Below are 21,446 nucleotides of genomic sequence, written 5' to 3'. Positions count from 1 at the left end.
GCTTCAGATCGCCGGAAATGGCATGCCCCTTGCGGACCTGCACCAGAGAAGCTCCTAAACCTCGACGTCGGAGGAGTGCTCGCGACTGACTTCGACCATGAAGTTCGCGAAATAGCCCGTCAGTTGCGGATCCGACATCATCTGCCACTTGGGCGCCAGCAGCTTCATGTACCGCTCGACGTAGAGGAATTGCTTGCCGATCAGCACCAGCTCGCGGGGGAGCTTGACGTCGTAGGCGTCGGCCAGCGTCGACAGCTGGCGGCCGATGTCGGCGTAGGACATGTCGCCCAGCGTCGACATGGTCAGCGGGGTCGCGAACTTCTCCAGGTCCTTGGCGGCCTCGGCCTCCGGCTTCATGGTGCCGACGGCGCCCATCAGCACGACGATCTTGCCCGCCGCCGCGTGGTCCTTCTTGACCAGCAGCGCGTACACCAGCTCGCGCAGCAGCCAGCGGGTGCGCGGGTCGATGCGGCCCATGATCCCGAAGTCGAAGAAGACGATGCGGCCCTGGTCGTCGACGTAGAGGTTGCCGGCGTGCAGGTCGCCGTGGAACAGCCCGTGCCGCAGCCCGCCCTCGAACAGCGAGAACAGCAGCGCCTTGACCAGTTCGGTGCCGTCGAAGCCGGCCTTGCGGATGGCGGCGACGTCGTCGATGCGGATGCCGTGCACCCGTTCCATGGTCAGCACGCGGTCGCTGGTGAAGTCCCAGTACACCTGCGGCACCCGGATGTTCTTGCCCAGCGGGGAGGCGTGCAGGTGCGACACCCACGCCTCCATCGACTGCGCCTCCAGCCGGAAGTTCAGCTCCTCGGCCAGGTTGTCGGAGAAGTCGGCGACCACGTCCTGCGCCGAGAGCCGGCGGCCCAGCTTGGCCAGTTCGACGGCCTGGGCGAAACGCTTCAGGATCTGCAGGTCGGCCGCGACCCGGCGCCGGATGCCCGGGCGCTGGATCTTGACGACGACCTCCTCGCCGCTGTGCAGGGTGGCGTAGTGCACCTGCGCGATGGACGCCGACGCGAACGGTGTCTCGTCCCATTTGGCGAACAGCTCCGACGGGTCACCGCCGAGGTCTTCGACGAAGAGTTTGTGCACCTCGTCGGCGTCGGCGGGCGGCACCCGGTCGAGCAGGCCGCGGAACTCCCGGGACAGCGATTCACCGAACGCACCGGGACTGGACGCGATGATCTGGCCGAACTTGACGTACGTCGGTCCCAGGTCGGCGAAGGTCTGGGGGAGCTGCTTGATCACCTTCTGCTGCCACGGACCCCTGCCCGGCAGCTTGGTGACGATGCGAGCCGCGGTGCGGGTGACCTGCCAACCTGTTACGGCAACCCGGGCCGCTTCGACCGGCAACGGCACCCGGTCGAGCTTGGCGCCCTCTCGATGTTTGGCGGAGCTCATCTGTGCAGTGTGCCAAATCGGCACGGATGAGTCCCAATCCTCTAACTCGGCCGCCCGCCGCTGTCCCCGCTTTTCCACGGCTGCACCCAGCCCTCGATCGCCCAGTCCTCCCGCGCGGCGATCAACTCGTACATGGTGGCGCCGTCGATCGTCTCCCGGATGATGTCGGCGTGCCCGGCATGCCGGGCCAGCTCGTTGATCACGTGCAGGATCACCCAGCGCACCGACCAGGCCTGCTGGTTCTTCGGAAACCACGGGATGTCGTGCGGAACGGGCACGGCGGCGTCCAGGTCGGCGGTCTCCACCAGCCGCAGCGAGGTCGCGTTCTGCGCCTCGAACGCCCCCAGCAACCCGGCCAGCGTCTCGTCGGGCCGCATCACATGCTGGTCGGCGAACTCCGCGGCGATCTGTTCGAAGGGTCGCGGGTCTTTCGCCGGCGCGTCCGGTGCGGCGGCGACGCGCGCCATCCAGCTGTGCTGCATTCCGGTCGCGTGCTTGACCAGCCCGCCGATCGACAGCGCGCTGACCGAGGGCGCGGACCGGGCCTGATCGTCGGTGAGGCCGAGGCTGACCGCGAAATACGCGCTCTGGTGAAACGCCAGGAATTCGCGCAGGGCGCTGCGTTCGTCGGCGACCGGTGGGGCGAGGGCGGGCATTGGTCGATCCTAGGTCGCGCGCGCCGTAAGGTGCGGTAATGCAGGTGGTTTCGGCATGCGAATAACCAAGGCCGAGCCGACCGAGCTCTTCGTCGGGCCCCCGGACGCGCCGCTGCAACTGGTCCGCGTCACCGTGTCCGAGTGCGCCGAACCCACGCCGATCCGCATCGACGGCCGCGGCCTGCGCGGGCGGGCGGTGGCCGAGCCCGGGGACGAGTTCGTTGAGGTGGCGGTGAGCGTCGACGAGGCCGTCGTCGGCCAGCGCCGGCCCGCGCGGGCGCTTTCCGGCGGTCAGCGGCTGCCGTTCGAGTTCACCGTGGCCGAGCCCGGCTGGACCATGTTCATGGTCAGCCATTTCCACTACGACCCGGTGTGGTGGAACACCCAGGGCGCCTATACCAGCGAGTGGACCGAGGACCCGCCGGGCCGGGCCCGCCAGCGCAACGGCTTCGACCTGGTGCACGCGCACCTGGAGATGGCGCGCCGCGACCCCGACTACAAGTTCGTGCTGGCCGAGGTCGACTACCTAAAGCCGTACTGGGACACCCGCCCCGAGGACCGGGCCGACCTGCGCCGGTTCATCGGCCAGGGCCGCGTCGAGGTGATGGGCGGCACCTACAACGAGCCCAACACCAACCTCACCAGCCCGGAAACGACGATTCGAAACCTGGTGCACGGCATGGGTTTCCAGCGTCACATCATGGGGGCCAACCCGGCCACCGCGTGGCAGCTGGACGTGTTCGGCCACGATCCGCAGTTCCCGGGGATGGCCGCCGACGCCGGCCTGACGTCGAGTTCGTGGGCCAGGGGACCGCACCACCAGTGGGGCCCGGCGCTGGGCGGCGACGTCGAGCGCATGCAGTTCGCCAGCGAGTTCGAGTGGATCTCGCCGTCGGGCCGCGGCCTGCTCACCCACTACATGCCCGCGCACTATTCGGCGGGCTGGTGGATGGACTCCGCGGCGTCGCTGGGCGAGGCCGAGGACGCCACATATGAGCTGTTCGAGCAGCTCAAGAAGGTCGCACTGACCCGTAACGTGTTGCTGCCCGTCGGCACCGACTACACCCCGCCGAACAAGTGGGTCACCGACATCCACCGCGACTGGGCCGCCCGCTACACCTGGCCGCGCTTCGTGTGCGCGCTGCCGTGCGAGTTCTTCGCGGCGGTGCGCGCCGAACTGGCGCGGCGCGACCGCGTGCCGTCACCGCAGACCCGGGACATGAACCCGATCTACACCGGCAAGGACGTGTCCTACATCGACACCAAGCAGGCCAACCGGGCCGCCGAGAACGCCGTGCTGCAGGCCGAGCGTTTCGCGGTGTTCGCCGGGGTGCTGACCGGCGCCGAATACCCGCAGGCCGCCCTGGCCAAGGCGTGGGTGCAGCTGGTCTACGGCGCGCACCACGACGCCATCACCGGCTCGGAATCCGACCAGGTGTACCTCGACCTGCTGACCGGATGGCGCGACGCCTGGGAGCTGGGCCGCGCGGCGCGCGACAACGCGCTGGCGTTGCTGTCCGGCGAGGTCGGTTCCGGCGAGGGCGACGTGATCGTGTGGAATCCGCTGACCTGCCGGCGCAGCGACATCGTCACCGCGCGCCTCGACAGGCCGCTGGGCGCCCGGGTGCGGGTGCTCGACGCCGACGGTGCCGAGCTGGCGGCGCACGTCGAGCACGACGGCCGGTCGGTCAGCTGGCTGGCGCGCGAGGTGCCGTCGTTGGGGTGGCGGGCGTACCGGCTGGAGCCCGGGCCCGGCCGGGGCGAGGCGGCCGGCTGGGAACCGGTGGCGGGATCGGTGATCGCCAACGAGCACTACCGCGTCCGGGTCGACCCGGCGCGTGGCGGCGGGGTCGCCTCGCTGCTGCAGGACGGCCGCGAGCTGATTGCCGCCGGCCGGTTGGGCAACGAGCTCGCGGTTTACGAGGAGTACCCGGCGCACCCGAACCAGGGTGAGGGCCCGTGGCACCTGCTGCCCAAGGGGCCGGTGGTGTGCTCGTCCGAAGAGCCCGCGCGGGTGCAGGCCTTCCACGGGCCGCTCGGTGAGCGCCTGGTGGTGCACGGCCGGATCGGCACGCTGCTGCGCTACACCCAGACCCTGACCCTGTGGCGCGGCGTCGCGCGCGTGGACTGCCGCACCACCGTCGACGAGTTCAGCGGCGCCGATCAGCTGGTGCGGCTGCGCTGGCCGTGCCCGGTGCCGGGCGCCATGCCGGTCAGCGAGGTGGGCGACGCCGTCGTCGGCCGCGGTTTCGCGCTGCTCCATGACGGCCCCGGCGGCTCCCGCTCGGTGGACACCGGCCGGCACCTGTGGACCTTGGACAACCCGGCGTACGGCTGGTTCGGCCTTTCCTCGGCGGCCCGGATCCGGGTGTCGGGCACCGGCGTGCGGGCCGTGTCGGTCGCCGAGGTGGTGTCGCCGACCGAGGCGATGGCCGGGCCGCTGGCCCGGGAGCTGATGGTCGCGCTGGTGCGCGCCGGCGTCACGGCCACCTGCAGCGCCGCCGGCAAGCCGCGCTACGGCCACCTCGAGGTCGATTCGAACCTGCCCGACGTGCGCATCGCGCTCGGCGGCCCCACCCGCAGCTCCTTCGCCGCGGCCGTGCTGGCCGACGCTCCCGCGTACGCCGACGAGCTGGAGCGCCAGTTGGCGGCGACCGGCCGGGCCCTGGTGTGGGTGCCGGCCGAGACGTCGCTGGACGCGGTGTGGGTGCCCGACGCCGACCTGCGTGCGCCGCGGGCGCTGCCGGTGCTGATCATCGACGGCCGCGACGACGACGACCTGCGGGCGGCGATCGCCGCGGTGGCCTGCGACCTCGGCGACGCCGAGGTCGCCGTGACGCAGCAATCACCCTCAGGAACGGACGCTTTCGAAGACCACACCGTCGCCCTGCTCAACCGCGGGGTGCCCAGCTTCGCCGTCGACACCGAGGGCACCCTGCACACCGCGCTGATGCGGTCGTGCACCGGCTGGCCGTCGGGCATCTGGATCGACGACCCACGCCGCACCGCGCCGGACGGCTCCAACTTCCAACTGCAGCACTGGACCCACGCCTTCGACTACGCGTTGGTCAGCGGGGCGGGCGACTGGCGGCGGGCCGGGATCCCCACCCGCAGCGCGCAGTTCTCTCAGCCGCTGCTCGCCGTCACACCGGGCCGGCGACGGGACGCGCTGCCGCCGGCCGGATCGCTGCTGCGCGTCGAGCCCGAATCGGTACAGCTGGGCGCCCTCAAGGCCGCAGGCAACCCACTCACCGAGGGCCGCGCGGCGCCGGTGGACCCGACCGCGGTGGCCTTGCGCCTGGTGGAGACCACCGGCGCCGGCACCCCCGTCGTCCTCGACTCCGACGTCGCGACGCTGCGCGACCTGCGTCGCGCCGATCTGCTGGAAACCCACCCCGAAGCCGTGTCCGCGGTCGAGCTGCACGGCTATCAGGTGTCGACTGTGCTGGCCCGGGTGGACGCGTCGCGGGCCGCGGCCGGCGGTGCCGTTCTGGCCCCGCACGCCGAGGCCGCGCAGCCGCTGTACGCCCGGTATTGGCTGCACAATCGCGGCCCCGCGCCGCTCGGCGGACTACCGGCGGTCGCCCACCTGCACCCGCAGCAGGCGAGCGCGGAGGCCGGCGGCGCGGTGACGCTGCGCCTCACCGCGGCCTGCGACAGCACCGACGCCGCGCTGCGCGGCGCCGTCACCCTCCGGTGTCCGGACGGCTGGAAGGCCAGGCCCGCCGAGTTGCCCGTCACCCTCGGCGGCGGCGACTTCTTATACAAAGACGTACTGGTGTCGGTCCCGGATGGCGCCGAACCCGGCTGCTACCCGGTCCGCGCCGAACTCCGCGTCACCGGCGACGAGGTCCCGGTGTCCTGGCGCCAGCCCGTCGAGGACGTCTGCGTGGTGACCGTGGGCGGGGCAGCGGGCGAGCTGGTCTACCTCGTCGACGGACCCACCGAGGTCACGCTCGCACCCGGCGAGGTAGGCGCCGTGACCATCACGGTCGGCAGCCATGCCGGCGCCGAGTTGGCGCTGGAGGCGCACCTGATCAGCCCCTGGGGCACCTGGGAATGGATGGGTCCGGGCGCCCTCGGCGCGGTGCTACCCGCCCGCGGCACGGTCGACCTAGGCTTCCAGCTGACCCCGCCGGCCTGGCTGGAACCCGGCCAGTGGTGGGCGCTGGTGCGAATCGGCTGCGCCGGCCGACTCCTCTACTCGCCGGCGGTGAAGGTGACGGTGACATGAGCATCCATCCGATAGCGACCGTTGCCGGCGTGCCCGTTTCGCCCGGCGTCCTGGACGCCGCCGAGGCGCGGCTGCGCGCCGGCCGGGGAGCGGCCGCCCTGCCCGTCAGCGGCACCAGCGAGGGCCGCCAGCTGCGGCGGTGGCTGACCCAGCTCATCGTCACCGAGCGGGTGGTCGCCGCGGAGGCCGAGGCGCGCGGCCTGAGCGCGCGCGGCGCGCCGTCCGAGGCCGAACTGCTGCCCGACGTCACCGCCCGGCTCGAGATCGGCAGCGTCGCCGCCGCCGTGCTGGCCGATCCGCGCGCCCGGGCGCTGTTCGCCGACGTCACCGCCGAGGTGCGGGTGACCGACTCCGATGTGGCCGCCTATCACGCCCGCAACCCGCTGCGCTTCGCCGCGACGCAACAGGTCGAAGATGGCTGGTGCACAACGGCATCGGCGGCTCCACCGCTGGATGAGGTGCGATCGGCGATCGAGGAGCACCTGCGCGGCGCCGCACGGCGGCGCGCCTTCCGGTTGTGGCTGGACGCGCGCCGCGCCGCGCTGGTGAAGCTGGCGCCCGGCTACGAGCATCCCGGCGACCCCCGCCAACACGACAACACCCACCGGCACTGAGCCCATGCTCACCCTCTGCCTGGACATCGGCGGCACCAAAATCGCCGCCGCGCTGGCGGATCCGGGCGGAAAACTGGTGTACACCGCCATCCGGCCTACCCCCGTCACCCCCGCCGCCGGCGACGTGTGGGCCGTCGTCGAAGCGATGATCGCCGACGCGCTGCAGGCGGCGGACGCTCCGGTCGGCGCCGTCGGGATCGCCTCGGCCGGACCCATCGATCTGCCCAGCGGATCCGTCAGCCCGATCAACATCCACAGCTGGGACCGGTTCCCGTTGCGCGACAAGGTCGCCGCGGCGGTGCCGGGACTGCCGGTGGTGCTGGCCGGTGACGGCGTCTGTATGGCCCTGGGGGAGCAGTGGATCGGGGCGGGAAAGAACGCGGCCCCGGACGCCCGGTTCCTGCTGGGCATGGTGGTCTCCACCGGGGTGGGCGGTGGACTGGTGCTCGACGGCGTGCCCTACTCGGGGCGCACCGGCAACGCCGGTCACGTCGGGCACGTGGTGGTCGAACTGGACGGTCGGCCCTGCACCTGCGGCGGTCACGGCTGCGTGGAGACCGTCGCATCCGGGCCGTGGATGGTGCGCCGGGCGCGGGAGAGCGGCTGGGCCGCGCCGCCCGAGGCCGGCGCGAGCGACCTGGCGGCCGCGGCGGCGGCCGGAGACCCGTTGGCCGAGCAGGCATTTCACCGGGGCGCCAACGCGCTCGCCGCGATGATCGCGTCGGTCGGCGCGGTGTGCGATCTGGATCTCGTGGTGATCGGGGGAGGTGTCGCCAGATCCGGGCCGCTGCTCTTCGACCCGCTGCGGGCGAAGCTCGCCGAATACGCCGGCCTGGACTTCTTGTCCGGGCTGCGGGTCCTGCCGGGCCAGCTCGGCGGTGCGGCCGGCCTGATCGGCGCGGCCCGGCTCGCGATGCTCAGCTGACCCGTTGCATGTGCTTTCGGCCCCAGTCGCACAGGCTCGCCAGCACCGGCCCCAGCGTCATGCCGTATTCGGAAATCGAATAGTGCACGCACGGCGGCACCGTGCGCGCGTCGTGGCGCTCGATGATCCCGGCGTCGACCAGTTCGTGCAGGTGCCGGATGAGCATGCGTTCGGTGATGCCGGGGATGCTGCGCCGCAGTTCGGCGGTGCGCATCGGGCCGTCGCACAGTCGCCACAGGATGGTGCCCTTCCAGCGGCCGTCGATCACCGACAGCGCGGCATCGATCGGGCAGTCGCTGAGTTCCTTCTTGGATACGGCCACGACACCTCGCTGACTAATTTGTCAGTACCTTGATATTTGTCAGCATAACCGCCAAGGTCGTTGCCATGAACAACAGCATCGACGCGGTCGCGGTCGTGGTTACCGGACTGATGGTCGGCGTGGAGCTGGCGGTCGCGGTCTTCTTCAACCCGCTCATCGCCCGGCTGCCCGACGACGGCTTCCGGGCGGCCCGCGGCGGAGCCGCCCGGGCGCTGGGCACGACGATGCCGTTCTGGTATGCCGTCACCCTGCTGCTGGTGGCCTCGCTCGCCATCCAGGAGCGCGGCGAGCAGCGCGACTGGCTCTGCGGCATCGCCGCGGCACTGATGGCCGCGGTGATCCTGCTGACCCTCGCCCTGCTGGTGCCGATCAACAACCGCATCGCGAAGTGGCCGAGCACCGGTGAGCTCTCCCGCGAGCTCGCCGCCCGCTGGGATCGACGGCACCGGGTGCGGGTGATCCTGCTGCTGGCGGTGTTCGTCCTGCTGGTCCTGGCCGTCACCTGAGCCCGCCGTTTTGGCTGATCGCGCGGGCCACGCTATTCTGTTAGCCGATCCACCGAAGACCGTCGGTCACCGAGCAATCGGTTGAAGGTCCGGGAGCATCCCGGCGGCCCACGCAGGAGGACGAGGCATCAGCGCCGGCTCGCGCCGGCGTACTTTTACGCCCCGGCCGCTTCTGCGCCGGGGCTTTCGTCGTTCTTCGGGGGCATCGAGACGACACGTCGCATTGACTTTCACTTCAGGAGGTAGGCATGGCCAGGGCTGACAAGGCCACCGCCGTTGCAGACATCGCCGAGCAGTTCAAGGAGTCGACCGCAACCCTGATCACGGAGTACCGCGGTCTGACCGTCGCCAACCTGGCCGAGCTGCGGCGCTCGCTCAACGGGGCGGCCACCTACTCGGTGGCCAAGAACACGCTGGTCAAGCGTGCGGCTTCGGAGGCCGGGGTGGAGGGGCTCGACGAGCTGTTCGCCGGCCCGACGGCGATCGCATTCGTCACCGGGGAACCGGTCGATGCCGCCAAGGCCATCAAGACCTTCGCCAAGGACCACAAGGCGCTGGTCATCAAGGGCGGCTACATGGACGGCCGTGCGCTCACGGTCGCCGAAGTCGAGCGCATCGCGGACCTCGAGTCGCGCGAGGTGCTGCTGGCCAAGCTGGCCGGCGCGATGAAGGGCAACCTCGCCAAGGCGGCGGGGCTGTTCAACGCTCCCGCTTCGCAGGTCGCCCGGCTCGCGGCCGCCCTGCAGGAGAAGAAGGCCGCCGAAGCTCCGGCAGGCCCCGCCGCTGCTGCAGAACCCGCGGCAGCCGCGGAGCCCGCCGCGGACGCCACCCCGGAACCCGCTTCGGAAGCACCCGCTGAGGCGCCGGAAACCCCGGCCGAAGCCGAATAACAACCAACCCGAACCTGGAAAAACAAGGAAGGACCCATACCCATGGCAAAGATGTCTACTGACGACCTGCTCGACGCTTTCAAGGAAATGACCCTGCTGGAGCTCTCCGACTTCGTGAAGAAGTTCGAGGAGACCTTCGAGGTCACCGCGGCCGCCCCGGTCGCCGTTGCCGCCGCCGGTGGTGGCGCCGCCGGTGGTGCGCCCGCCGAGGCCGCCGAGGAGCAGTCGGAGTTCGACGTCATCCTCGAGGCCGCCGGTGACAAGAAGATCGGCGTCATCAAGGTGGTCCGCGAGATCGTCTCCGGCCTGGGCCTCAAGGAGGCCAAGGACCTGGTCGACGGCGCCCCCAAGCCGCTGCTGGAGAAGGTGGCCAAGGAGGCCGCCGACGAGGCCAAGACCAAGCTCGAGGCCGCCGGCGCCACCGTCACCGTCAAGTAAGTCGCAAGCGCAAACCCCCGGGATCACCGTCCCGGGGGTTTCGTGCGTTCAGTGCCGGGCCGACTGCAGCGACTGCGCCACCCGCTCGGGTGAATCCCCAAGGGCGACAAGTAAATTCGTAGTCATCGCACCAAGCACCGGTGCGACTGCCGAGTCGTCGGTGCCGTAATAGCCGGCCAGCTCCAGCATGACGAACCCGTGGATCAACGCCCAGAACTGGGCCGCGGTGGCCACGACGGACGCGTCGTCGACACCGTTTTCCACACCGCCCCCGGCTTCGATCCGGCCGGCCAGCATGCACCGGTGCACCCCGCGCACCACGTGCGCGAAGCTGGGGTAGCTCCGCTCGATCTCGGCGACCGTCAACGTCAGCACGTTGTGGGTGGGCGCGTTGATGCCGTGTGCGCTGGTGCTGCCGAACATCAGCCGGTACATGTGCGGGCGCCTGATGGCGTAGCGCCGGTACGCCGCGCCGGTGACGAACAGATCGGCGACGGGATCGGCGGTCCGCGGCACCGTCAGCGCGGCGTCGAACTGCCGCAGGCCCTCCTCGGCCACCTCCGCGATCAGCCCCCGCATCCCGCCGAAGTGCGTGTACACCGCCATCGTGGAGGTGCCCGCGACGCCGGCCACCTTGCGCGTCTGCAGGGCGTCGGGCCCGTGCTCGTCGAGCAGGCCGACCGCGGCGTGCAGCATTTCGTCGCGAACGCTGCGCTGAACCTCTGAAGTCATCGTTGCCATCTTCTCATCGGCGGCGTACCGTGCCAATAACGCTGCAATAACAATGTTATAGGAGCTCAGCGATGGTGACTACAGAAACCGCCAAACCCGGCAACCCCTACCTCGAGGACTTTCTGGCGCCGGTGAGCGCGGAAGTCACCGCGCACGATCTGCGCGTCACCGGACGCATTCCCGAACACCTCGACGGCCGCTATCTGCGCAATGGGCCCAATCCGGTGGCCGAGGTGGACCCGGCCGTCTACCACTGGTTCAGCGGCGACGGCATGGTGCACGGGGTGGCACTGCGCGACGGGCAGGCCCGCTGGTACCGCAACCGCTGGGTGCGCACCGCGCACGTCTGCAGGGCGCTGGCCGAGGCGGGGCCGCAAGGGCTGAACCCGCGCGCCGGGATGCTCTCCGTCGGCCCGAACACCAATGTGCTGAGCCATGCCGGGCAAACGCTGGCGCTCGTCGAGGGGGGCGGGGCGAATTACCGGCTTACCGACGAACTGGACACCGAGGGGCCGTGCGATTTCGACGGCACCCTGTTCGGGGGCTATACCGCCCATCCGCACCGCGATCCCCGCACCGGCGAATTGCACGCGGTGTCTTACGCGTTCACCCGCGGGCGCACCGTGCAGTACTCGGTGATCGACACCGCCGGCCGCGCCCGCCGCACCGTCGACATCGAGGTGGCAGGGTCGCCGATGATGCACGACTTCTCGCTGACCGATAAATACGTGGTGATCTACGACCTGCCGGTGACGTTCGATCCCGTGCAGGTGATGCCGGCGAACGTGCCGCGTTGGCTGGGTCTGCCCGCCCGGCTCGTGATGCAGTCGTTGATCGGACGCGTCCGGGTCCCCGGTCCAATGACCACGATGATCAACCGCAATCGCGAACCGATCAATCGGATGCCGTACCGCTGGAATCCTGACTACCGGGCGCGCATCGGAGTCATGCCGCGCGAGGGCGGCAACAAGGACGTCCGCTGGTTCGACATCGAACCCTGCTATCTCTACCACCCGCTCAACGCCTACTCCGAGATGCGCGGTGGCGCTGAGGTTTTGGTGCTCGACGTGGTCCGCTACTCGCGGATGTTCGACCGCGACCTGCGCGGTCCCGGCGACAGCCGGCCGACGCTGGACCGCTGGACCGTCAACCTCACGACCGGGGCGGTGTCCAGCGAACGCCGCGACGATCGCCCGCAGGAGTTCCCGCGCATCAACGAGGGCCTGCTGGGCGGGCGGCACCGATTCGGCTACACCATCGGCACCGACGGCGGCTACTTGTCGAACGGGGCGTCCCAGATGTCCACCGCGCTCTACAAGCACGACTATGCGACCGGATCGAGTACGGCCGCGGCCCTCGATGCGGGCCTTTTACTCGGCGAGATGTGCTTTGTGCCAAACCCCGCCGCCCGTGCAGAAGACGACGGTGTCCTGATGGGCTTCGGCTATCACCGCGGCAGCGACGAGGGCCAATTGCTCTTGCTGGACGCGCAGACGCTCGAGCGGGTGGCCACCGTGCACCTGCCGCAGCGGGTGCCGATGGGCTTCCACGGCAACTGGGCGCCAACTGGCTAACGTTCGGCTAACACGCGCGTCAAATAAGTTGTGCCGTGCGGGCTTCCGGCTGATCTCAGGACCGTCAATTTTTCCCCGCTGTCGCCCGCATCCCTGCTGCCGTGTGGCAGGCGTGCGCTACAGTGACTCATGCCACACAAAAGGGCAGGTGGCGGGCACGAGTTTCGACGGAAGGATTTCCCATGGGCGTCGCTATCGAGGTGAATGGACTCACGAAGTCCTTCGGCTCCTCGAGGATTTGGGAAGACGTGACGCTGGAAATCCCCGCCGGGGAGGTCAGCGTTCTGCTGGGGCCGTCGGGTACCGGCAAATCGGTGTTCTTGAAGTCCTTGATCGGTCTGTTGCGGCCCGAGCGTGGCTCGGTGGTCATCGACGGCACCGACATCCTGCAGTGCTCGGCCAAGGAGCTCTACGAGATCCGCACGCTGTTCGGCGTGATGTTCCAGGACGGTGCCCTGTTCGGTTCGATGAACCTGTTCGACAACGCGGCCTTCCCGCTGCGCGAGCACACCAAGAAGAAGGAAGGCGAGATCCGTGACATCGTCATGGAGAAGCTGACCCTCGTCGGTCTCGGTGGCGACGAGAAGAAGTTCCCCGGCGAGATCTCCGGCGGTATGCGCAAGCGCGCCAGCCTGGCCCGTGCCCTGGTGATGGACCCGCAGATCATCCTGTGCGACGAGCCCGACTCCGGTCTGGACCCCGTCCGTACCGCGTACCTGAGCCAGTTGATCCTCGACATCAACGCCCAGATCGACGCCACCGTGCTGATCGTGACGCACAACATCAACATCGCTCGCACCGTGCCGGACAACATGGGCATGCTGTTCCGTCGCAAGCTGGTCATGTTCGGCCCGCGCGAGGTGCTGCTGACCAGCGACGAGCCGGTGGTGCGGCAGTTCCTCAACGGTCGCCGGATCGGGCCGATCGGCATGTCGGAGGAAAAGGACGAGGCCACCATGGCCGAAGAGCAGGCCCTGCTCGACGCCGGTCACCACGCCGGCGGTGTCGAGGAGATCGAGGGAGTGCCGCCGCAGATCACCGCGACGCCCGGCATGCCCGAGCGCAAGGCCGTCGGCCGCCGCCAGGCCCGCGTCCGCGAGATCCTGCACACCCTGCCCAAGAACGCTCAGGCCGCCATCCTCGACGACCTCGAAGGGACCCACAAGTACCGCACCCACGAGTTCGGCGACTAGCCGGCCGGCCCGTCGTGTTTCGCGATAACTCCGCGTAACACGACGGCCCGCCCTCTTGACGGCGGGCCGTAAACGGGCCAGTCTGTTGGGCAGCATGTATCCAGCGGAAAGTCGAAACGCCAGCCAGCGCCGATGTCCCTGGACTGCTGATAGTGGGAAGTTGAGGAATGCGCCGTCCTGCGCTATTGTTGGACGTTGCGCTGGCTACCTCCTGCCCACCTCACCCGCCACCTGACACCGTGGTCTAAGCCTGAGCCCCCTCAAGCGGCTTAGTTCTAGTTGCGCGTGAGATCCGGACAGATCGTTCGCCGGCCGAACCGACACAATTCGCGGCGAGCTGGCCGGTGGTCCCGGTCTTCGTGAGTCGCACGAGGTGCTGGAAGGATGCATCTTGGCAGATTTCCGCCAGAGCAAGACGGATCGCCCACAAAGTTCCTCTAACGGAAGTTCCTCAAACGGCTCCGTGCCTGGAGCGCCCAACCGAGTTTCCTTCGCCAAGCTCCGCGAACCGCTCGAGGTTCCGGGTCTGCTTGACGTGCAGATCGACTCCTTCGAGTGGTTGATCGGCGCGCCGCGGTGGCGTGAGGCCGCCGCCGCGCGCGGCGAGACCGCGGCGGGAGCGACTCCGGTGGGTGGCCTGGAAGAGGTGCTCTACGAGCTCTCGCCGATCGAGGACTTTTCCGGCTCGATGTCGCTGTCGTTCTCCGACCCGCGTTTCGACGAGGTCAAGGCGCCGGTCGACGAGTGCAAAGACAAGGACATGACGTACGCGGCCCCGCTGTTCGTCACGGCCGAGTTCATCAACAACAACACCGGCGAGATCAAGAGCCAAACGGTCTTCATGGGTGACTTCCCGATGATGACCGAAAAGGGCACCTTCATCATCAACGGGACCGAGCGTGTGGTGGTCAGCCAGCTGGTCCGCTCGCCGGGCGTGTACTTCGACGAGACCATCGACAAGTCGACCGAGAAGCTGCTGCACAGCGTCAAGGTGATCCCGAGCCGCGGTGCGTGGCTGGAGTTCGACGTCGACAAGCGCGACACCGTCGGCGTCCGTATCGACCGCAAGCGCCGCCAGCCGGTCACCGTGCTGCTCAAGGCGCTGGGCTGGACCAACGAGCAGATCACCGAGCGGTTCGGCTTCTCCGAGATCATGATGTCGACGCTGGAGAAGGACAACACCGCCGGCACCGACGAGGCGCTGCTGGACATCTACCGCAAGTTGCGTCCGGGCGAGCCGCCGACCAAGGAGTCCGCGCAGACGCTGCTGGAGAACCTGTTCTTCAAGGAGAAGCGCTACGACCTGGCCCGCGTCGGCCGCTACAAGGTCAACAAAAAGCTCGGCCTGCACGCGGGCGAGCCGATCACCAGCTCGACGCTGACCGAGGAAGACGTCGTCGCCACCATCGAGTACCTGGTGCGCCTGCACGAGGGCCAGGCCACGATGACCGTCCCCGGCGGCACCGAGGTGCCGGTGGAGACCGACGACATCGACCACTTCGGCAACCGCCGGCTGCGCACCGTGGGCGAGCTGATCCAGAACCAGATCCGGGTCGGCATGTCGCGCATGGAGCGCGTGGTCCGGGAGCGGATGACCACGCAGGACGTCGAGGCCATCACGCCGCAGACCCTGATCAACATCCGGCCGGTCGTCGCCGCGATCAAGGAGTTCTTCGGCACCAGCCAGCTGTCGCAGTTCATGGACCAGAACAACCCGCTGTCCGGGCTGACCCACAAGCGCCGCCTGTCGGCGCTGGGCCCCGGCGGTCTGTCCCGTGAGCGCGCCGGCCTGGAGGTCCGTGACGTCCACCCGTCGCACTACGGCCGCATGTGCCCGATCGAGACCCCGGAGGGTCCGAACATCGGTCTGATCGGCTCGCTGTCGGTGTACGCGCGGGTCAACCCGTTCGGCTTCATCGAGACGCCGTACCGCAAGGTCGTCGACGGTGTGGTCTCCGACGAGATCCACTACCTGACCGCCGACGAGGAGGACCGCCACGTCGTGGCGCAGGCCAACTCGCCGATCGACGACAAGGGCCGGTTCGAGGAGTCCCGCGTCCTGGTCCGCCGGAAGGCGGGCGAGGTCGAGTACGTGCCCTCGTCCGAGGTGGACTACATGGACGTGTCGCCGCGCCAGATGGTGTCGGTGGCCACGGCCATGATCCCGTTCCTCGAGCACGACGACGCCAACCGTGCCCTGATGGGCGCCAACATGCAGCGCCAGGCGGTTCCGCTGGTGCGCAGCGAGGCGCCGCTGGTGGGTACCGGCATGGAGCTGCGCGCGGCGATCGACGCCGGCGACGTGGTCGTGGCCGACAAGGCCGGTGTGATCGAGGAGGTCTCCGCCGACTACATCACCGTGATGGCCGACGACGGCACCCGGCACACCTACCGGATGCGCAAGTTCGAGCGGTCCAACCACGGCACCTGCGCCAACCAGTCGCCGATCGTCGACGCGGGGGAGCGGGTGGAGGCCGGCCAGGTCATCGCCGACGGTCCCTGCACCGAGAACGGTGAGATGGCGCTGGGCAAGAACCTGCTCGTGGCGATCATGCCGTGGGAAGGCCACAACTACGAGGACGCGATCATCCTCTCCAACCGGCTGGTTGAGGAGGACGTGCTCACCTCGATCCACATCGAGGAGCACGAGATCGACGCCCGCGACACCAAGCTGGGCGCCGAGGAGATCACCCGGGACATCCCGAACGTCTCCGACGAGGTGCTGGCCGACCTGGACGAGCGCGGCATCGTGCGCATCGGTGCCGAGGTCCGCGACGGTGACATCCTGGTCGGCAAGGTCACCCCGAAGGGTGAGACCGAGCTGACGCCGGAGGAGCGGCTGCTGCGCGCGATCTTCGGTGAGAAGGCTCGCGAGGTCCGCGACACCTCCCTGAAGGTGCCGCACGGCGAGTCCGGCAAGGTCATCGGCATCCGGGTGTTCTCCCGCGAGGACGACGACGAGCTGCCGGCCGGCGTCAACGAGCTGGTGCGCGTCTACGTGGCCCAGAAGCGCAAGATCTCCGACGGCGACAAGCTCGCCGGGCGCCACGGCAACAAGGGCGTCATCGGCAAGATCCTGCCGGCCGAGGACATGCCGTTCCTGCCGGACGGCACCCCGGTGGACATCATCCTGAACACGCACGGTGTGCCGCGACGGATGAACATCGGCCAGATCCTGGAGACCCACCTCGGGTGGGTGGCCAAGTCCGGCTGGAACATCGACGGTTCGCCCGAGTGGGCGGTCAACCTGCCCGAGCAGCTGCGGCACGCGCAGCCGGACCAGATCGTGTCCACGCCGGTGTTCGATGGCGCCAAGGAGGAGGAGCTGCAGGGCATGCTGTCCTGCACGCTGCCCAACCGCGACGGTGAGGTCATGGTCAACGGCGACGGCAAGGCGGTGCTGTTCGACGGCCGCAGCGGTGAGCCGTTCCCGTACCCGGTGACCGTCGGCTACATGTACATCATGAAGCTGCACCACCTGGTGGACGACAAGATCCACGCCCGCTCCACCGGCCCGTACTCGATGATCACGCAGCAGCCGCTGGGTGGTAAGGCGCAGTTCGGTGGCCAGCGCTTCGGTGAGATGGAGTGCTGGGCCATGCAGGCCTACGGCGCGGCGTACACGCTGCAGGAGCTGTTGACCATCAAGTCCGACGACACCGTCGGCCGGGTCAAGGTGTACGAGGCGATCGTCAAGGGTGAGAACATCCCGGAGCCGGGCATTCCCGAGTCCTTCAAGGTGTTGCTCAAGGAACTGCAGTCGCTCTGCCTCAACGTCGAGGTGCTCTCCTCGGACGGTGCGGCGATCGAGCTGCGCGAAGGCGAGGACGAGGACCTCGAGCGGGCGGCGGCGAACCTGGGAATCAACCTGTCCCGCAACGAATCTGCGTCTGTTGAGGACCTGGCTTAGCGGCAAACCTATTGCAGCCAAGCCAGCCTCTTATTGGTAACTAAACCCGCAAGGGGAAAGGGAGTTACGTGCTCGACGTCAACTTCTTCGATGAACTCCGTATCGGCCTGGCCACCGCGGAGGACATCAGGCAATGGTCTTACGGCGAGGTCAAGAAGCCGGAGACGATCAACTACCGCACGCTGAAGCCGGAGAAGGACGGCCTGTTCTGCGAGAAGATCTTCGGACCGACTCGCGACTGGGAGTGCTACTGCGGCAAGTACAAGCGCGTCCGGTTCAAGGGCATCATCTGTGAGCGCTGTGGCGTCGAGGTAACCCGCGCCAAGGTGCGTCGCGAGCGGATGGGCCACATCGAGCTGGCGGCGCCCGTCACGCACATCTGGTACTTCAAGGGTGTGCCGTCGCGGCTGGGCTACCTGCTCGACCTGGCGCCGAAGGATCTCGAGAAGATCATCTACTTCGCCGCCTACGTCATCACCTCGGTCGACGACGAGATGCGGCACAACGAGCTCTCGACGCTCGAGGCCGAAATGATGGTGGAGCGCAAGGCCATTGAGGACCAGCGCGACGCCGACCTGGAGGCCCGCGCCCAGAAGCTCGAGGCCGACCTGGCCGAGCTGGAGGCCGAGGGCGCCAAGGCCGACGCCCGCCGCAAGGTCCGCGACGGCGGCGAGCGCGAGATGCGTCAGCTGCGCGACCGGGCCCAGCGCGAGCTGGACCGGCTCGAGGAGATCTGGACGACCTTCACCAAGCTGGCCCCCAAGCAGCTGATCGTCGACGAGAACCTCTACCGCGAGCTGATCGACCGCTTCGGTGAGTACTTCACCGGCGCCATGGGTGCGGAGTCGATCCAGAAGCTGATCGAGAACTTCGACATCGACGCCGAGGCCGAGATCCTGCGCGACGTCATCCGGAACGGCAAGGGGCAGAAGAAGCTTCGCGCCCTCAAGCGGCTCAAGGTGGTCGCCGCCTTCCAGCAGTCGGGTAACTCCCCGATGGGCATGGTGCTCGACGCGGTGCCGGTGATCCCGCCGGAACTGCGCCCGATGGTGCAGCTCGACGGTGGCCGGTTCGCCACGTCGGACCTGAACGACCTGTACCGCCGCGTGATCAACCGCAACAACCGCCTCAAGAGGCTGATCGACCTCGGCGCGCCCGAGATCATCGTCAACAACGAGAAGCGGATGCTGCAGGAGTCCGTGGACGCGCTGTTCGACAACGGCCGTCGCGGCCGCCCGGTCACCGGTCCGGGTAACCGCCCGCTGAAGTCGCTGAGCGATCTGCTCAAGGGTAAGCAGGGCCGGTTCCGCCAGAACCTGCTCGGTAAGCGCGTCGACTACTCGGGCCGTTCGGTCATCGTGGTCGGTCCGCAGCTCAAGCTGCACCAGTGCGGTCTGCCCAAGCTGATGGCGCTGGAGCTGTTCAAGCCGTTCGTGATGAAGCGGCTGGTCGACCTCAACCACGCGCAGAACATCAAGAGCGCCAAGCGGATGGTGGAGCGTCAGCGTCCCCAGGTGTGGGATGTCCTCGAGGAGGTCATCGCCGAGCACCCGGTGCTGCTGAACCGCGCACCCACCCTGCACCGGCTGGGTATCCAGGCTTTCGAGCCGATGCTGGTGGAAGGCAAGGCGATCCAGCTGCACCCGCTGGTGTGTGAGGCGTTCAACGCCGACTTCGACGGTGACCAGATGGCGGTGCACCTGCCGCTGAGCGCCGAGGCGCAGGCCGAGGCCCGCATCCTGATGCTGTCGAGTAACAACATCCTGTCGCCTGCGTCGGGCCGCCCGCTCGCCATGCCGCGTCTGGACATGGTGACCGGCCTGTACTTCCTGACCACCGAGGTCGAGGGTGACAAAGGCGAATTCAAGGCGGCCGCCAAGGACGAGCCCGAGGTCGGGGTGTACTCCTCGCCGGCCGAGGCGATCATGGCGTCCGACCGCGGCGTGCTGTCGGTGCGGGCCAAGATCAAGGTGCGGCTGACCCAGTTGCGTCCGCCGACCGAGATCGAGGCCGAGCTGTTCGGCGCCAACGGCTGGCAGCCGGGCGACGCCTGGATGGCCGAGACCACTTTGGGCCGTGTGCTTTTCAACGAACTGCTGCCGGTGGGCTACCCGTTCGTGAACAAGCAGATGCACAAGAAGGTCCAGGCGTCGATCATCAACGATCTGGCCGAGCGCTACCCGATGATCGTGGTCGCGCAGACCGTGGACAAGCTCAAGGACGCCGGTTTCTACTGGGCGACCCGCAGCGGTGTCACGGTCTCGATGGCCGACGTGCTCGTCCCGCCGCGCAAGAAGGAGATCCTCGACCAGTACGAGGAGCGGGCCGAGAAGGTCGAAAAGCAGTTCCAGCGTGGTGCTTTGAACCACGACGAGCGCAACGAGGCGCTGGTGGAGATCTGGAAGGAAGCCACCGACGAGGTCGGCCAGGCGCTGCGTGAGCACTACCCGGCCGACAACCCGATCATCACGATCGTCGACTCGGGCGCCACGGGTAACTTCACCCAGACGCGAACGCTGGCCGGCATGAAGGGTCTGGTGACCAACCCGAAGGGTGAGTTCATCCCACGTCCGGTCAAGTCCTCGTTCCGTGAGGGCCTGACCGTGCTGGAGTACTTCATCAACACGCACGGCGCTCGAAAAGGCTTGGCGGACACCGCGTTGCGTACCGCCGACTCGGGTTACCTGACCCGTCGTCTGGTGGACGTCAGCCAGGACGTCATCGTCCGCGAGCACGACTGCGAGACCGAGCGGGGCATCATCGTCGAGCTGGCCGAGCGCCAGGCGGACGGCACCGTGATCCGCGACCCGTACATCGAAACCTCGGCGTACGCACGGACTCTGGGTGCCGACGCGGTCGACGAGGCCGGCAACGTCGTCGTTCCGCGCGGTGAGGACCTGGGTGACCCCGAGATCGAGGCCCTGCTGGCCGCGGGCATCACGTCGGTCAAGGTGCGCTCGGTGCTGACGTGCACCACCGGTACCGGTGTGTGCGCGACCTGTTACGGACGCTCCATGGCGACCGGAAAGCTGGTCGACATCGGCGAGGCGGTCGGTATCGTCGCCGCGCAGTCCATCGGTGAGCCCGGTACCCAGCTGACCATGCGTACCTTCCACCAGGGTGGTGTCGGTGAGGACATCACCGGCGGTCTGCCCCGGGTGCAGGAGCTGTTCGAGGCCCGTATCCCGCGCGGTAAGGCGCCGATCGCCGACGTCACCGGGCGGGTCCGTCTCGAGGACGGTGAGCGCTTCTACAAGATCACCATCGTTCCCGACGACGGCAGCGAAGAGGTCGTGTACGACAAGCTCTCCAAGCGGCAGCGGCTGCGTGTGTTCAAGCACGAGGACGGTTCCGAGCGGGTGCTGTCCGATGGCGACCACGTCGAGGTGGGTCAGCAGCTGATGGAAGGCTCGGCCGACCCGCACGAGGTGCTGCGCGTGCAGGGCCCCCGCGAGGTGCAGATCCACCTGGTCCGCGAGGTCCAGGAGGTCTACCGCGCACAGGGTGTGTCGATCCACGACAAGCACATCGAGGTGATCGTCCGCCAGATGCTGCGCCGCGTCACCATCATCGACTCGGGCTCGACGGAGTTCCTGCCCGGCTCGCTGATCGACCGTGCGGAGTTCGAGGCGGAGAACCGCCGGGTGGTTGCCGAGGGCGGCGAGCCCGCCGCCGGACGTCCGGTGCTGATGGGTATCACGAAGGCGTCGCTGGCCACCGACTCGTGGCTGAGTGCGGCGTCGTTCCAGGAGACCACGCGAGTGCTGACCGATGCGGCGATCAACTGCCGCAGCGACAAGCTCAACGGTCTGAAGGAGAACGTGATCATCGGAAAGCTGATCCCGGCCGGTACCGGTATCAACCGGTACCGCAACATCCAGGTGCAGCCGACCGAGGAGGCCCGGGCCGCCGCGTACACGATCCCGTCCTACGAGGATCAGTACTACAGCCCGGACTTCGGCCAGGCCACCGGTGCCGCGGTGCCGCTGGACGACTACGGCTACAGCGATTACCGCTAGCACCCCGCAATCGGCGCACGAGAAAAAGCCCC

The 21,446-nt window shown here is 68.5% G+C and carries 14 protein-coding genes; 10 read left to right on the top strand and 4 right to left on the bottom strand.

All coding sequences use genetic code 11. From position 1 onward, the window contains the following. Nucleotides 1–54: 54 nt before the first annotated feature. Together A5708_RS18280 and A5708_RS18275 are read right to left on the bottom strand one after the other, a co-directional pair. Entirely contained in the window at nt 55–1,401 is a 1,347-nt protein-coding gene (locus A5708_RS18280) for an ABC1 kinase family protein (protein WP_065029967.1), read from the bottom strand. 41 nt (nt 1,402–1,442) lie between these two features. Then, the gene (locus A5708_RS18275) at nt 1,443–2,057 is read right to left on the bottom strand and encodes a DinB family protein (protein WP_065029966.1); all 615 of its coding nucleotides are present in this window, start codon (nt 2,055–2,057) and stop codon (nt 1,443–1,445) included. A 55-nt stretch (nt 2,058–2,112) separates the two neighbouring features. Between A5708_RS18275 and A5708_RS18270 the strand changes: the two genes are divergently transcribed. From A5708_RS18270 to A5708_RS18260, 3 genes are read left to right on the top strand one after another with little or no spacing between them, the layout of a single operon-like run. Continuing rightward, a complete protein-coding gene (locus A5708_RS18270; RefSeq protein ID WP_065029965.1) occupies nt 2,113–6,291 on the top strand; it encodes an NEW3 domain-containing protein in 4,179 nt (1,392 codons plus the stop codon). Continuing rightward, the gene (locus A5708_RS18265) at nt 6,288–6,905 is read left to right on the top strand and encodes a DUF7158 domain-containing protein (protein WP_065029964.1); all 618 of its coding nucleotides are present in this window, start codon (nt 6,288–6,290) and stop codon (nt 6,903–6,905) included. Before A5708_RS18270 ends, A5708_RS18265 begins: the two co-directional genes overlap by 4 nt. Nucleotides 6,906–6,909: 4 nt before the next feature. Further along, the gene (locus A5708_RS18260; protein WP_065029963.1) at nt 6,910–7,830 is read left to right on the top strand and encodes an ROK family protein; all 921 of its coding nucleotides are present in this window, start codon (nt 6,910–6,912) and stop codon (nt 7,828–7,830) included. On the opposite strand, the gene A5708_RS18255 is transcribed toward A5708_RS18260, so the two are convergent. Next, nucleotides 7,823–8,152 carry a winged helix-turn-helix transcriptional regulator gene (locus A5708_RS18255; RefSeq protein WP_065029962.1) on the bottom strand — a complete coding sequence of 110 codons (330 nt, stop codon included), beginning with the start codon at nt 8,150–8,152 and terminating at the stop codon, nt 7,823–7,825. The genes A5708_RS18260 and A5708_RS18255 overlap by 8 nt on opposite strands. Before the next feature lie 65 nt (nt 8,153–8,217). Here A5708_RS18255 and A5708_RS18250 point away from each other — a divergent pair, with 65 nt between their 5' ends. The 3 genes from A5708_RS18250 (at nt 8,218) to rplL (ending at nt 9,986) form a co-directional block, all read left to right on the top strand. After that, complete coding sequence (locus tag A5708_RS18250; RefSeq protein WP_065029961.1) at nt 8,218–8,658, top strand: DUF1772 domain-containing protein; 441 nt, start codon at nt 8,218–8,220, stop codon at nt 8,656–8,658. A gap of 248 nt (nt 8,659–8,906) precedes the next feature. Continuing rightward, complete coding sequence (rplJ, locus tag A5708_RS18245; protein ID WP_065029960.1) at nt 8,907–9,548, top strand: 50S ribosomal protein L10; 642 nt, start codon at nt 8,907–8,909, stop codon at nt 9,546–9,548. A 42-nt stretch (nt 9,549–9,590) separates the two neighbouring features. Further along, nucleotides 9,591–9,986 (top strand): 50S ribosomal protein L7/L12, encoded by a 396-nt coding sequence (gene rplL / locus A5708_RS18240; protein WP_007767831.1) that lies wholly within the window; start codon nt 9,591–9,593, stop codon nt 9,984–9,986. Nucleotides 9,987–10,034: 48 nt separating this feature from the next. Here the strand turns inward: rplL and A5708_RS18235 are convergent, their stop codons facing one another. Continuing rightward, the gene (locus tag A5708_RS18235) at nt 10,035–10,718 is read right to left on the bottom strand and encodes a TetR/AcrR family transcriptional regulator (RefSeq protein WP_065030066.1); all 684 of its coding nucleotides are present in this window, start codon (nt 10,716–10,718) and stop codon (nt 10,035–10,037) included. A 71-nt stretch (nt 10,719–10,789) separates the two neighbouring features. On the opposite strand from A5708_RS18235, the gene A5708_RS18230 reads away from it, so the two are divergent. The 4 genes from A5708_RS18230 (at nt 10,790) to A5708_RS18215 (ending at nt 21,414) form a co-directional block, all read left to right on the top strand. Continuing rightward, nucleotides 10,790–12,292 (top strand): carotenoid oxygenase family protein, encoded by a 1,503-nt coding sequence (locus A5708_RS18230; protein ID WP_065029959.1) that lies wholly within the window; start codon nt 10,790–10,792, stop codon nt 12,290–12,292. Nucleotides 12,293–12,474: 182 nt separating this feature from the next. Next, nucleotides 12,475–13,485: an ABC transporter ATP-binding protein gene (locus tag A5708_RS18225; protein ID WP_065029958.1), complete on the top strand. Its 1,011-nt coding sequence runs from the start codon at nt 12,475–12,477 to the stop codon at nt 13,483–13,485. Between the two features lie 391 nt (nt 13,486–13,876). Continuing rightward, a complete protein-coding gene (locus A5708_RS18220; RefSeq protein WP_155766065.1) occupies nt 13,877–17,395 on the top strand; it encodes a DNA-directed RNA polymerase subunit beta in 3,519 nt (1,172 codons plus the stop codon). Nucleotides 17,396–17,463: 68 nt separating this feature from the next. After that, a complete protein-coding gene (locus A5708_RS18215) occupies nt 17,464–21,414 on the top strand; it encodes a DNA-directed RNA polymerase subunit beta' (RefSeq protein ID WP_065029956.1) in 3,951 nt (1,316 codons plus the stop codon). Nucleotides 21,415–21,446: the final 32 nt, after the last annotated feature.

The organism is Mycobacterium colombiense (genome assembly GCF_001672755.1).
Classification (GTDB): Bacteria; Actinomycetota; Actinomycetes; order Mycobacteriales; family Mycobacteriaceae; genus Mycobacterium; species Mycobacterium colombiense_C.
This window is presented reverse-complemented; position numbering and strand designations above follow the sequence as displayed.